The organism is Kroppenstedtia sanguinis, assembly GCF_050433445.1.
Classification (GTDB): Bacteria; Bacillota; Bacilli; order Thermoactinomycetales; family DSM-45169; genus Kroppenstedtia; species Kroppenstedtia sanguinis.
The window spans coordinates 1-12,304 of sequence record NZ_JBNPXF010000013.1; the positions used below are offsets into that span (position 1 = coordinate 1).

Here is a 12,304-nt window from a genome sequence, read left to right on the forward strand (position 1 = left end):
TTAACTTCAAATTGTAGTGCCCATGGCGCAAAGGTCGCTTTGGCAGCACACGACTCCCTTCCGCTGCCCATTTTCTGGTTAATCAACAGCCCTGATAAAATGAATTAGATCTACCAAATTAGGTTAGCCAACATCCCAGACATCATCAGTTTAATCCGGTTTAATAACCCCTTGATCGGTTCTTTACAGACATCTGTTAACATAGGTTGGGAACCAGGTGAGAACGCCACTGAGGCGAAAGTGAAAAAGGAGTGCATCCCTTTGACTATTCTAAAATACCCTTTGTTCGTTTCTGATATTGATGGCACCTTGATCAACCGAGTGAAAAAAATCCCCGACGCCAATAAACAAAACCTCACCACCTATCGTCAACACGGAGGGCTCTTCACACTGGCCACTGGACGAAGCTATATCGAAGCCAAGCATTTCATCAAGGAGTTGCAAATCCAACTCCCGGTGATCCTTTGCAACGGAGCTCTGATCTATGATCCCTCCACAGACGTATTGTCACCGATGGCCACTATGGAACGGGAGCTCGTATTCGATACCTTGACTGAGCTGAAGAAATTGGAGGTCTTGGACATCTTCGTCTATACCTTGGATCGGGTGTATGCCACCGGGATCAGCTCCTACTCCCGATCCGCCATTGAAGTCAAAGAGTTTCCCCTGGAACTGATCGACACATTCGACCATATTCCCCAAGTTCCCCTGATCAAGCTGGTGGCGGTAGCCAAGGAAGAGGCGATGCAGCCCTTCCGTCAGTGGATGAGACAGGTGAACTACCCCGGCGAATTGGTCCAATCGGCGGACAACTATTTTGAGCTTCTTCCCTCCAATGTCTCCAAAGGAAACGCGGTTCAGTCTCTGGCAGAAAAACTGAATCTGACCATAGAACAATGCGCGGTCATCGGCGATCACCTGAATGACCTATCCATGGTAGAAGTGGCTGGGATCTCCGCCGCTGTTGCCAATGCCCATTCCAAGCTGGTACAGGCGGCCCGTTATGTGATGCCCAGCAACGAGGAGGCCGGAGTCGCCCACTTCATCCGCCACCATCTACTAACCACTACCCCTCAAGCACAGGGACAATAAATAACCTGGACAAAAGGATCGGCGCGGAAAATATCCGCGCCAGTTTTCTTTACTGCGATTAAATAAGCCCACGGAGAATGAGGTGAACCAGAAACAGACCCGAGATGATATACATGGGTGCTGGTACCTCCCGCCCTCGCCCCGCCCCTAGTTTCAGCAAGGCATAACCGACAAAACCGAAGGCGATCCCATCGGGTATACTCTGACTCAAGGGAATCAAGGCAATGATCAGAAATGCCGGGAACCCTTCACTAAAATCCTGCAGCGGGATCCAACGGATATTCTCCAGCATCAACCCACCGATCAGGATCAAGATGGGGGCGACAGCACTATCCGGAATCATGCCCATCCACGGGGCTACAGCCAGTGTGCCCAGAAAGAGCAACCCCGTCGTCACCGCGGTCAAGCCGGTCCTTCCTCCTGCTGTGATCCCCGCCGCCGTCTCTACCGCAGCCACGGTGGGGCTGGTTCCCAGCCATCCACAAGTCAGCGTGGACAGAGAGGCGGCTTTCAACACCCGGGAACTTTCATCTTTCCGCTGGAGCATTTTCAACTGCCCCTGGATCAACCCGAAATTTTCAAAGGTGATGACCATAGTGAGAGAAAAGACCGCCACCCAAAAAGGAAGTGTGAACCAACTGGCAAAAGAGAAGCCTCCAAACAACAGAGAGTAGGCATCCAGGGAAAGCGTTGATTCTCCACCGGCTTCCGTCAAGCCACTGCATATTCCCAACACCGTTCCTGTCGCCAGGGTCAGTAAAAGACTTCCCGTAACCTTCCGCACATATAAGACCAAGCCGACTGCCAAGGTAGCGCAGGTCACCAGTACCCGAGGCTCTCCAAGGTCCCCCAGGGCCAGGAGGGTGCGGGGATCGGAAACCACCAGCCCCCCTTTTTGTAGGCCGATCAGGGTCAACAGAAGTCCGATCCCCACAGTGATCGCCTCTTTAAGCGACCCCGGCACTGTCCTTTGCAACACACCTGACAGAGGACTGAATGCGACCCAGACAAACAGCACCCCGGAAACCAACACCACCGCCAGTGCCTCTGACCAGGACAGACCCATCTTCTGGACGAAGGTATAGGTAAACAGAACATTGATCCCCATCCCGGGAACCATGACGATCGGTGCGTTCGCCCATAAGCCCACCAGCAGACAGCCGACGCAGGATGCGAAAACGGTCGCCACCACCCCTGCCGTCACAGGGATGCCAGCGTCAGACAAAATGGCAGAATGGACAGCCACGATATAGACGACCGTTACAAAGGTGGTCAGACCCGCTATCAACTCCTGCCGGAGCGTGGTTCCGTGTTCCCTGAGCTGAAACCAACGTTGCAAATAACGATCCAACAAGTTAAAACCTTCTCATAAAAAACCCTCCACCCAACCGTGATACGATCGCATCACGATACTCATTGTAACGGATTCCCATGGTAAAGTGAAGTTATATGGAGTTTGAGGAGGAATGGTATATGACCAAGAAACGACTTCGGGAGCACGGCTACTCCGTTGGACGTCTCCCCACAGGAGTACACAACAGCATCACCGATGTGGCACAGGTTCAGGTGGGCCATACCACTCTGAAAGAACCGTCGCAAGGCATTCTTACCGGCGTAACCGCCATCCTCCCTCACAGCGGGAATCCTTTTCAGGAAAAGGTGGCCGCCGCTGTCCATGTTATCAACGGTTTCGGAAAAACCACCGGCCTGATCCAGATTGAGGAACTGGGTGTGCTTGAATCTCCCATCCTGCTGACGAATACCTTCAGTGTCCCCGCGGTAACGGAAGGGGGGCTTCGCTGGCTGATGGAAGCCAACCCCACCCTCGGAAGACAGGATGGAACCGTCAATGTGGTGACCGCCGAATGCAACGACGGCCTGCTCAACCAGATTCGCGGTCTCCATGTCCGACCGGAACACGCCTTGAAAGCGATTCATAGTGCCCAGAGCAACCGGCCTGCAGAGGGTGGGGTGGGAGCTGGCACGGGGATGGTCTGCTTCGGATGGAAGGGCGGGATTGGAACCGCTTCTCGACGGGTGTCCGTTCCCGGCCTCTCGGGTCATATCGGATCACTGGTCCTGACCAATTTCGGCGATCCCGAAGATCTGACCATCCTTGGCGTGCCAATGACAGGCCTGCGGGAAAGACCCACACCTTCCTCCACAGACGGATCCATCATCATCGTCCTGGGCACAGACCTTCCCCTGGACTCCCGCCAACTGAAACGGCTGGCCAAACGAGCCACCTTCGGTCTGGCGCGGACCGGATCAATCGCCCATCATGGAAGTGGGGATATCGTGATCGCATTCAGCAATGCTAACCGACAACCCCACCGGTCTGAGACTCCAGTCCTTACCTCTCGTCGCATTGCGGAAGACGGTCCCCTGATCTCCCTTTGCTTCCGGGCCGCTGCAGAGGCCACCGAGGAGGCGATCCTCAACTCCCTCTTCCTAGCGGAGACCGTCACCAGCAGAGAGGGACGGACCGTAGCCGCCCTGCCCCAGAAAGAGGTTTTAAAATGGCTTCGAAAGTACAAGAGACCCCTAGAATCAGGCTCTCTCCACCCATTTTCCGGTTAATCAACAGCCCTGAAAACCCGTATTCATCAAAAAGGAAAAGGAGGAGAAAGCGATTCCCCTCCTTTTTTCAATCCGTCGGTCTTGATTCTTCAACTTTTTCGAAGAGAAAATTTAGTGGAAAGCCAGGTTTCATGGGTATAAGCCATCTCCCAAAAGGCCAATTCATACTCTTTGGCAATGGCGAACTGTTCCATCATTTTTTCCCGCTCTTTGTCACTCGCTTCTTCCGCCAGACGATCCAAAAGGTCTATCTGTTCCTGCGTGGACGTCTGGAACCATTCGCTTGCATAAGTCTGAATCCAGTTTTGATAGATGGTTTGCTGAGGCTTTGCATCTTGATAAGTTTTTCCAATGTCGGCATACAACCAATAACATGGAAGCATAGCCGCGACGGTTTCCCCCAGACTTCCCGAGAGCGCCGCCCGGTATAGATGAGATGTGTAAGCATAAGCCGTAGGTGCCGGCTTGAATTGTGTCATCTCTTCCGCAGTGATACCGAGTATTTTAGCATGTTCTTGATGGACGGTCAGCTCCGCCTCCGCAGTCAGCTTCGCTTTTTCTGCGAGCATGGAGGTCACATGAAAATCATCCGCCTGAGCCGCTGCCATGGCGTGGACCTTGCCATAGTGTTTCAGATAATAGATGTCCTGGAGAACATAGTACCTAAAGGTTTCTAGAGGAAGCTCCCCACTTACAATCCCCAAAACAAAGGGGTGATGGAGACTCAGCGCCCAACTTCTCCGAGTCGACTGATACAATTTTTCCGTAAATCTCATCAAAAAACCCTCCTCTGCAACTCTTTTCCGACCACATCGAGGGAGAGGAAGGTCAATCTACCCCATCATTTCATGGGATTTCAGCTCCACTTCCCTCCGCTGGCATCAACCAGATCAGGTTCCAAGGGTTTTAAAGTTCATACTTTAATCTCAGCCTTTACAATCAGGCACCCCTAGCGGAAAAGAATTCAGTTTTCACACTCATCCTATCATCACAGGAGAAAATGTCAAACCTACGATAGGTTCCTTGAGAAATTCCTTTGTACTCCATAATGCTCATGAAAAAACGGGCCGGATCTCCGGCCCGTTTTAAGTCCTTATGGTCGGGGTGACAGGATTTGAACCTGCGACCCCCTGCTCCCAAAGCAGGTGCTCTACCAAGCTGAGCCACACCCCGATGATTTAGGTGCGGTGTACCTACAACCCAAATGCAAGTCATTCAAGCACTCCAGCCGAGAATCACAACCGCTTCTCTATTATATATCAGGGAGATCTTTTTCTCAAGGCCAAAAATAAAGAAGGATTGCTACCATCAGGTCGTGGCAGAAAAACTTCCGTATAAACGGAAGATAAATCACCATAATAGCAATAGAAAGGAAGAGCGGTTCACCTGAATCAAACAAAGGAGGTGTCTGATGTGAACAGAAAAGAGGGGATGGAAGATCCAATGGCAAACAAATATATGCCGATGACTTCCATTTTGAGCGGGACGGGACAAGAAGTGCTTCCTGATCTTTACTGTTATACGGATCAGATTGTAAATGTGGTATTAGTGGGCAATCCCGACCAAGGAGATCACTGGGTCTTAGTTGACACGGGAATGCCCGATACAACCAATCGCATCGTGGATATTGCAGAAAAACGGTTTGGTAAAAACAGTCCACCCCAAGCGATTATTCTCACCCATGGCCATTTTGATCATGTGGGGACAGTGGTTGACTTGGTTGAAAAATGGGGAGTGCCGGTTTATGCCCATGAAGCAGAACTTCCTTTTCTGACTGGAAAGTTGAGCTACCCGGAGCCCGATGGTTCAGTTGAAGGCGGACTTGTCGCCAAATTGTCCCCCCTGTTCCCGAATGAATCGGTCAATCTGGGATCTCATGTCTCTGCGCTTCCCGGTGACAGCAAGATCCCCCACATGCAAGGTTGGCGCTGGATTCATACACCGGGACATGCACCCGGACATATCTCCCTATTTAGGGATCAAGACCGTTCACTCATTGCGGGGGACGCATTTATCACTGTGAAACAAGATTCGCTTTATAAAGTGACGACACAAGAGAAGGAAATCAACGGTCCGCCAAGGTATTTCACCACCGATTGGGACTTGGCGAGGGAATCCGTCGAAAAACTGGCGGCTTTAAAACCTACTGTTGCGGTGACCGGCCACGGGCAACCTCTATCCGGTAAAGAGCTGACGGAAGGCCTGGATCAATTGGTGAAGGAATTTGACACTAGAGCAGTTCCCGATTATGGACGCTATGTGAAACACTGATTGTGATTATATTGGATTCAGGTCACCGTATCTGGGTAAATCACAGGCGTGTTGATTCGCCATATTATAGGTGGGGAGATCGTGCTCACCCACGCGACCGTTGCCATCCGACGGGCCGCTTTCGAATCTGACCATCGGGCAGGGGCAAATCCTTACGAAGAAGGTTCCCCCTAAGCACCCTCTCCTAAGACTTCTCTCCACTGAGTCCAATGGTTTCCTCTTTAGCCTACCTGTGGTCCATCCTCTAACCCCAGGGCTTCGGCCCCTTTGGATGGTAGTGCCTGTGGTGCATCCTCTGATTCCAGGGCTTCAGCCCCTTTGGATGGTAGTGCCTGTAGTACAAAGGTCGCTTAGATAGCACGACTCCCTTCCGTCTCCCATTTCCTGGTGAATCAACAGCCCTGGGTAAATCACATGGGTGAAGATGTATAGGGAAAGCCGGGGTGCCCGCAAAATCTCAGTCTAAGCCGAAAGTTAGCGTCTGATATTCAGGTGTCAACTTGTTTAGTTTGGGTTTCATGACTTTAGGGCCTGTCTGGCGGATCAGCTACTGATTGCTACTGTATAAAACGGTTCGGGCAATGCCGATAAAGTATTCCGATTCCCTAACGATATGATCCAATATCGTTTTGGCGATCAAAGAATTCTTAGCTGCCGAGCTGTGAGTTTTAATCTGGCGACACAGTTCAATAAATTTCATGCTTTCATCCAAACTGAATGTAACAAGCTGGATCACCTGATTGTGCAGTTGTTTATGGACATATGTGCTACGATTGACGGATTCCACGAAACTGACTGCTTTTTGATGCGTCTCCGACAGGGCTTGCTCCCATTTTTTCAGCGCATCTACATACTTTTCCTCCAAATGATCCAGAGCCTCCCGAATGACCACCGTGTGCTCTTCCTCCTGCAATTTCCAGAACTCCACCTCATCCAAAATTCGCAACGGCATCTGCTGACCATAGTAAAATTGTATCTTTATTCCCCCTGTTCTCAGAGCTAATCTCTTTCTAACTGTATAATAAAAAGGAGAGAGTTATGCTTCGGATGGGGGGAAGCTGCAACATTTGATATCATCAATCATCTCTCACGTACTATTTTTTAACGTAAAAAGACGGGAGCTACTTATACCTGTAGTCTCCCGTCTTTCCTTTATGGTACCGAAGGTGGGACTCGAACCCACACTCCCGAAGGAACACGATTTTGAGTCGTGCGCGTCTGCCAGTTCCGCCACTTCGGCTCATATGCTTTTCTCTCAAGGACATTTTCAATTATATAACGCAGAAATCCCCATGTCAACATAAAATACAATATTCTACTCCCTTTTCGGTTCCGTGATTCAGATACCTGTAATCGCTGTATTTTTCTTCAGTTCAGGGCGCCTCTGCTTGCATTCTCCGCGACTCAATCCCTCCTGAAAAAGCTTAGTGAAGACCATTGTGATTTTGGTTCGTCAGGTACCGCAATGTGAAACCCTATCCGATCTGCCCGACCCCTAGCTATGTGTTTATCAGACACCCCTAGAAAAGGCTTGGTTCTATTACCTATTTCTTGGTGAGCAAATCACAAATTCGTAGATCGATTTATATATTATAGCATCAGGAGAGAAAGGAGTTGATTCCCCGCAATGTCCCAACGGATGACCCAATCCAAGTTGAATAGTAAGCAGATGGAACAGCAGATGGAACAGGTTTCCCGCCAACTGGAGGACCACATCCGGAAACAGATCTACGATGCAATTAATGATTTTTTAAATGAAGATCCTCTCTCCAGCTCATCATCCAATCATCCCGACCAGAAAGTAACCACGGCTCAAACACAGCAACAAAAAGGGACTGAACCGATCGGAAATATGTTTCACAGCCTTGCCAGCTTTCTAAATAGTGCCGTCGGTTTCAGCATGAGCACAATGAACCAACAAAAGAGACAGCTACTCCGGAAAGCCCAACAGCAAATGCAGATGAACCAGCAACCTGTCAGCCCCCCTTCTTCCAACAATCAACCCCCTTCCAATCCAAACAGGTAACCTGAGTTCTCCTCACATCCCAGCCGTCGAATTCCTCGCTTCTACCTCGTTGATATGGAGGTAATGTCATGGATCAAAAGCCGATTCAGGCAAAGGTTAACCAACTGGCTACGCAGTTGGAAAACCAGATTCGCAGTAAAATGGGCACCCAGGTTCAACAAAACCTGCGCACAGCCCAAATCAATCCCAGTACCCTGATTGAAAATTTATTGACCAATGTCAACGGATTATTGACGAGTGTGGGGAACCTGGTCACGGGGCTATTAGATGATCTGACCCCCACAGCTCCGGAAACACCTCCCTCCTCGTCTCAATCTCAACAAAGTTCTCCCCTCGGTTTCAAAAAAGATTAAAAGGAGTGGCCTAAATGAACTGCTGGTGCATTAAAAAAAGAAAGAGAAGAAGATCAAACCTTCGTGTGAAAAGAGAGAGGTTTGGAGCTGCCGCCAATACAGTAAACCGCGCGGACACTCGAAACACCGCCGGGTTGGTCAACGTCATCGTCCAGGTTCCCATCCAAATCGGTTCCGACAGCAGCAACTTGGTGGGCAGCGACGACAACGCTGTCAGCCAAGGAATCTAACTCTTTTCTTTATCCATCCAGTGTACCGACCTCAGGTTCGTACACTGGATTTTTTCGATGTCGATCAACCTGTTTTCTCCCGTGTATAAATTGAAACCTGATCTGATAACCTAAAGGTAAAGAGGGTGTCCCACCTTTTGATTTTGAGGAGCGATAGGGTTGAAGAAACAAAAGTATTATGTGGCGCTGAACTCAGGAGAAATTATGGGAGAAATCCTACAACAACCCACAGATTCCAGCTATACCTTTGAAATTGAAGCGACGGAAAGTGAAGTCCGTCAACTGAATTCCCTCCTCGGCAACCTGACCACCGGAGATATGGGAACCTTTTGGAATGCTCATATCCCCTTTCTCTACTATAACGAATCAGGGAAGAACGAAGGATACGATCAAAGCTACCAACAAATTTATGAGACCTTGTATCAACTGGGAACTCCAAATACCAAAAAACAGATCGAGCAGCTCGGTCTGCTCCAGATGGGACAGGACAGTTGGGATCCCGAAGGCCCCGTTTATTGAAAAAGCCGGGACTGATGTCCCAGCTTTCTCCTTACTCCATCTGTCGGATCCGCTCCAAAATCCCCTGTTTAGGCAGGATCGCCTGAACAAAAGTGCCTGCTCCAACCAGGGATTTGTCATGCTCCCCTCGGACGGAACAAACCACTTTGGATGGTTTCACTTCGATGGCTTCTGCTGTGAAGGTGACCTCCTTGCCCACAGGAGCGGGCGCCCGATGTTGGATGGAAATCTCACTGCCCACCCCTTCCTCCCCCGGCTCCAGAAAGGGGAGGATCACCTGGCGTCCCACCCATTCCATATAGTAGATCATGGAAACCGTAGACAGGGTGGGATGCACCTGATTCCCTCCGAAGGAAGCGGTCATCTCGTCGGTTACCGTCACTTGCATCTGTTTCCGGTGCCCTGGTTTCAATCCTGGTTTCATCCCTCACACCCCAAAAGGATTCAGTGGTTTGGAGCCGATATAAGCGTTGACGCTTTTGGTCTCAGTATATAGCTCAAGGGTTTCCAATGCCAACTCCCGACCGAAACCAGATTGTTTGTAGCCGCCGAAAGGAAGGCCTGGCATAGCGGAAAAGGGATTATTGATCATGACCGTTCCCGCCTGCAATTGAGCGGCCACCCGATGCGCCCGGCCAAAGTCCTGGGTCCAGAGAGTGGCAGCCAAACCGTAGATATTTTCATTGGCTTGGCGGATCGCCTCTTTTTCATCACTAAACTTCATGATGACCACCACCGGACCGAATATCTCCTCTTGGGCCACCCGCATCTCATTCGTCACATCCACTAGCACCGTCGGCAGATACCAGTGCCCCTTCTTAAACGCCTCCCCCTCGGGCCGTCCGCCACCATAGAGAACTCGGGCGCCCTCTTCCCGCGCCAGTCGGACATAGGAGTCGATCGTCTCCCACTGTGCGGCGGAGATGACCGCCCCCACATGGGTCTCTTTGCTGAAAGTATCACCCAGTTTCAGCTTTTTCGTCTTTTCCACGAATTTCTCCACAAAATCATCGTAGATAGATTCATGAACAAACAAGCGAGAGCGTGCCTCACAGGACATCCCGGTATTGTAGTAGATTCCGTAGACGGAGCCGGCCACGGCGGCATCGAGATCCGCATCGGCAAAAACCAGATTGGGAGATTTCCCACCCAGTTCCAGGGTGACCCGCTTTAGGGTAGCTGACGCCCCTTTCATAATATCTTTCCCAGTGCCGGTCTCCCCGGTGAAAGCCACTTTGTCCACTTCCGGATGTTCCACCAGATAGGCACCGATCTCCGATCCGCTCCCAGTCACCACGTTGAGCACACCGGCAGGCACTCCTGCCTCCTGACAAATCTCAGCCAATGCATAGGCTGTCACCGGTGTCAGAGTGGCCGGTTTCAAAACAATGGTGCATCCGGCGGCCAGGGCCGGAGCAATCTTCCAGGTAGCCATCATCAGTGGATAGTTCCAGGGAACGATCTGTGCACAAACCCCGACAGGCTCCTTCCGCGTGTAGTTCAAAAAGCCGTTGGGCACGGGTTTGGAATCCCCGGACAGGGTATGAACGGAGCCGGCGTACATCTCAAAATCTTCGATGGCTTGGTGTACCTGTCCCTGGGCGGCAGAGAGAGATTTGCCACTGTTCAACACTTCCAGTTGCACCAGATCCTCAAACCGTTCCCGCATGAGCGCCGCCACCCGGTTTAAGATCTGCCCCCGTCGGGAAGCGGGCCACTTGGCCCATTTGCTTTTTTCCAGGGCGTATCTGGCGGCAGCCACCGCCCGGTCGATATCTTTCCTGGTTCCCTTGGCCACCCGTGCGATCACTTCCCCCGTCGCTGGATTGTAAGTGTCAAACCACTCTTTAGAAGCGGATTCCACCTGCTCACCGTCGATCAGCAGGCGGTATTCCTCTTTCAGCAATCTGAACTTTGTCTCTTCCTTCAGCATAATCATCCTCCTCTGTGATCTCTGGGGCGGCTTCTTTTCTCCGCTCTCTCCACTTTCGCCCGCCCCGTTCGTGTCATTCCTTTGATGTTCTACGGCTCGATCCGCTCCACCAGCGTAGCAATCCCCTGCCCGACACCAATGCACATCGTGGCCAGGCCATACCGGCCCCGACATCTTCTCAACTCATGAACCAGTGTGGTCAAAATCCGGGCGCCACTGGCTCCCAGAGGATGACCGAGAGCGATGGCGCCTCCGTTGACATTCACCTTCTCCGGATCCATCTCCAACTCCTGTATACAGGCAAGGGTCTGAGCAGCAAAGGCTTCATTTAGTTCCACTCGGTCGATCTCCTCCATGGAGAGTCCCCTGCGCCGAAGCAACTTGCGTGTGGCAAAAATAGGCCCTAATCCCATCGTGTCAGGATTACATCCCGCAACTGCAAAAGAGTCCACCCGAGCCAAGGGGATCAGCCCCAGTTCCTCTGCCCTTCGACCTTCCATGATCAACAGGGCCGCCGCCCCGTCATTAATCCCGGAGGAGTTTCCTGGAGTGACGCTTCCTCCTTCCCGGAAAGCGGGTTGCAAGCCGCTCAGTTGCTTTCGAGTGATATCCGGTCGAAGGTGTTCATCCTTCTCCACCCTCAAGTTCTCCCCTCTGCGACCAGGAACGGGCACCGGGATCACTTCTTCTCGAAAACGTCCCTCCTCCCAAGCGGCGGCAGCCTTCCGCTGGCTGTCCAGGGCGAAGGCATCCTGCTCCTCCCGGCGGATTCCCCATTGTTCCGCCACGTTTTCCGCGGTCTCCCCCATAGCGATCGGCGGATGAATCTGGGCCATCTGAGGATTGACGAAGCGCCAGCCCAAGGTGGTATCCACCAAAGTCTGATTACCCCGGGGCAGAGCCTCTTCCGGTTTCAACATCACCCAAGGCGCCCGGGACATGCTCTCCACTCCACCGGCGATAAAGATGTCCCCCGCCCCCATCTTCAACGCCGCCACAGCCTGGTTGACCGCTTCCAGTCCCGAGCCGCATAGCCGGTTGACGGTGCTGCCTGCCACTTGTTGGGGCAATCCCGCTAGCAGTAGAGCCATCCGGGCCACGTTTCGGTTGTCTTCCCCCGCTTGGTTGGCACAGCCGAAGATCACATCTTCCACCGCCTCCGGATCCACCCCTGGATTTCGCTCCAACAGAGCCCGGATTACATGAGCGGCCAGATCGTCAGGCCGGACTCTGCTCAATCCGCCCCGGTAGCGGCCGATCGGGGTGCGCAAAGCGTCAATGATCACAGCTTCCCCCATGC

At 51.8% G+C, this 12,304-nt stretch carries 13 protein-coding genes, 2 tRNA genes and 1 riboswitch; of the genes, 7 read left to right on the top strand and 8 right to left on the bottom strand.

The features are described from left to right. The first annotated feature begins 261 nt into the window (after positions 1-261). Positions 262-1,092, top strand: a complete 831-nt coding sequence (locus tag JOD24_RS09240) for an HAD family hydrolase (RefSeq protein ID WP_429246780.1) — start codon at positions 262-264, stop codon at positions 1,090-1,092. Positions 1,093-1,150: 58 nt separating this feature from the next. Here the strand turns inward: JOD24_RS09240 and JOD24_RS09245 are convergent, their stop codons facing one another. Then, a complete protein-coding gene (locus tag JOD24_RS09245; protein ID WP_429246819.1) occupies positions 1,151-2,443 on the bottom strand; it encodes an NCS2 family permease in 1,293 nt (430 codons plus the stop codon). Positions 2,444-2,565: 122 nt separating this feature from the next. Here JOD24_RS09245 and JOD24_RS09250 point away from each other — a divergent pair, with 122 nt between their 5' ends. After that, the gene (locus tag JOD24_RS09250; protein ID WP_380162929.1) at positions 2,566-3,672 is read left to right on the top strand and encodes a DmpA family aminopeptidase; all 1,107 of its coding nucleotides are present in this window, start codon (positions 2,566-2,568) and stop codon (positions 3,670-3,672) included. 89 nt (positions 3,673-3,761) lie between these two features. On the opposite strand, the gene tenA is transcribed toward JOD24_RS09250, so the two are convergent. Next, entirely contained in the window at positions 3,762-4,448 is a 687-nt protein-coding gene (tenA, locus tag JOD24_RS09255; protein WP_380162928.1) for a thiaminase II, read from the bottom strand. A gap of 74 nt (positions 4,449-4,522) precedes the next feature. Continuing rightward, a riboswitch (TPP riboswitch) is annotated at positions 4,523-4,633 on the bottom strand. Between the two features lie 135 nt (positions 4,634-4,768). Further along, positions 4,769-4,845: transfer RNA gene (locus tag JOD24_RS09260), tRNA-Pro, on the bottom strand. A 258-nt stretch (positions 4,846-5,103) separates the two neighbouring features. On the opposite strand from JOD24_RS09260, the gene JOD24_RS09265 reads away from it, so the two are divergent. Further along, on the top strand, positions 5,104-5,943 hold the full coding sequence (locus JOD24_RS09265) for an MBL fold metallo-hydrolase (protein ID WP_380163089.1): 840 nt from the start codon (positions 5,104-5,106) through the stop codon (positions 5,941-5,943). Between the two features lie 547 nt (positions 5,944-6,490). Here JOD24_RS09265 and JOD24_RS09270 read toward each other — a convergent pair. Together JOD24_RS09270 and JOD24_RS09275 are read right to left on the bottom strand one after the other, a co-directional pair. After that, positions 6,491-6,919 (bottom strand): DUF2935 domain-containing protein, encoded by a 429-nt coding sequence (locus JOD24_RS09270; RefSeq protein WP_429246820.1) that lies wholly within the window; start codon positions 6,917-6,919, stop codon positions 6,491-6,493. A gap of 179 nt (positions 6,920-7,098) precedes the next feature. Beyond that, positions 7,099-7,183, bottom strand: a tRNA-Leu gene (locus JOD24_RS09275). Between the two features lie 387 nt (positions 7,184-7,570). On the opposite strand from JOD24_RS09275, the gene JOD24_RS09280 reads away from it, so the two are divergent. The 4 genes from JOD24_RS09280 (at position 7,571) to JOD24_RS09295 (ending at position 9,071) form a co-directional block, all read left to right on the top strand. Further along, entirely contained in the window at positions 7,571-7,969 is a 399-nt protein-coding gene (locus JOD24_RS09280) for a hypothetical protein (protein WP_380162927.1), read from the top strand. A gap of 68 nt (positions 7,970-8,037) precedes the next feature. Then, a complete protein-coding gene (locus JOD24_RS09285) occupies positions 8,038-8,322 on the top strand; it encodes a hypothetical protein (RefSeq protein ID WP_380162926.1) in 285 nt (94 codons plus the stop codon). Positions 8,323-8,336: 14 nt separating this feature from the next. Next, on the top strand, positions 8,337-8,552 hold the full coding sequence (locus JOD24_RS09290) for a hypothetical protein (protein ID WP_380162925.1): 216 nt from the start codon (positions 8,337-8,339) through the stop codon (positions 8,550-8,552). Between the two features lie 159 nt (positions 8,553-8,711). Continuing rightward, complete coding sequence (locus JOD24_RS09295; RefSeq protein ID WP_429246781.1) at positions 8,712-9,071, top strand: hydrolase; 360 nt, start codon at positions 8,712-8,714, stop codon at positions 9,069-9,071. A gap of 31 nt (positions 9,072-9,102) precedes the next feature. Here the strand turns inward: JOD24_RS09295 and JOD24_RS09300 are convergent, their stop codons facing one another. The 3 genes from JOD24_RS09300 to JOD24_RS09310 all read right to left on the bottom strand — a co-directional run bounded on the left by JOD24_RS09300 (position 9,103) and on the right by JOD24_RS09310 (position 12,302). Further along, positions 9,103-9,495: a thioesterase family protein gene (locus JOD24_RS09300; RefSeq protein WP_429246782.1), complete on the bottom strand. Its 393-nt coding sequence runs from the start codon at positions 9,493-9,495 to the stop codon at positions 9,103-9,105. A gap of 3 nt (positions 9,496-9,498) precedes the next feature. Then, on the bottom strand, positions 9,499-11,004 hold the full coding sequence (locus tag JOD24_RS09305) for an aldehyde dehydrogenase family protein (protein ID WP_380162922.1): 1,506 nt from the start codon (positions 11,002-11,004) through the stop codon (positions 9,499-9,501). A gap of 89 nt (positions 11,005-11,093) precedes the next feature. Further along, positions 11,094-12,302, bottom strand: a complete 1,209-nt coding sequence (locus JOD24_RS09310; protein ID WP_429246783.1) for a thiolase family protein — start codon at positions 12,300-12,302, stop codon at positions 11,094-11,096. Between the last annotated feature and the right edge of the window lie 2 nt (positions 12,303-12,304).

Excerpts from the sequence above, each read along its gene's own strand:
- JOD24_RS09250 (WP_380162929.1), top strand. The coding sequence starts at position 2,566 with ATGACCAAGAAACGACTTCGGGAGCACGGCTACTCCGTTGGACGTCTC.
- tenA (WP_380162928.1), bottom strand. The coding sequence starts at position 4,448 with ATGAGATTTACGGAAAAATTGTATCAGTCGACTCGGAGAAGTTGGGCG.
- JOD24_RS09265 (WP_380163089.1), top strand. The coding sequence starts at position 5,104 with ATGGAAGATCCAATGGCAAACAAATATATGCCGATGACTTCCATTTTG.
- JOD24_RS09280 (WP_380162927.1), top strand. The coding sequence starts at position 7,571 with ATGTCCCAACGGATGACCCAATCCAAGTTGAATAGTAAGCAGATGGAA.
- JOD24_RS09285 (WP_380162926.1), top strand. The coding sequence starts at position 8,038 with ATGGATCAAAAGCCGATTCAGGCAAAGGTTAACCAACTGGCTACGCAG.
- JOD24_RS09290 (WP_380162925.1), top strand. The coding sequence starts at position 8,337 with ATGAACTGCTGGTGCATTAAAAAAAGAAAGAGAAGAAGATCAAACCTT.
- JOD24_RS09300 (WP_429246782.1), bottom strand. The coding sequence starts at position 9,495 with ATGAAACCAGGATTGAAACCAGGGCACCGGAAACAGATGCAAGTGACG.
- JOD24_RS09305 (WP_380162922.1), bottom strand. The coding sequence starts at position 11,004 with ATGCTGAAGGAAGAGACAAAGTTCAGATTGCTGAAAGAGGAATACCGC.
- JOD24_RS09310 (WP_429246783.1), bottom strand. The coding sequence starts at position 12,302 with ATGGGGGAAGCTGTGATCATTGACGCTTTGCGCACCCCGATCGGCCGC.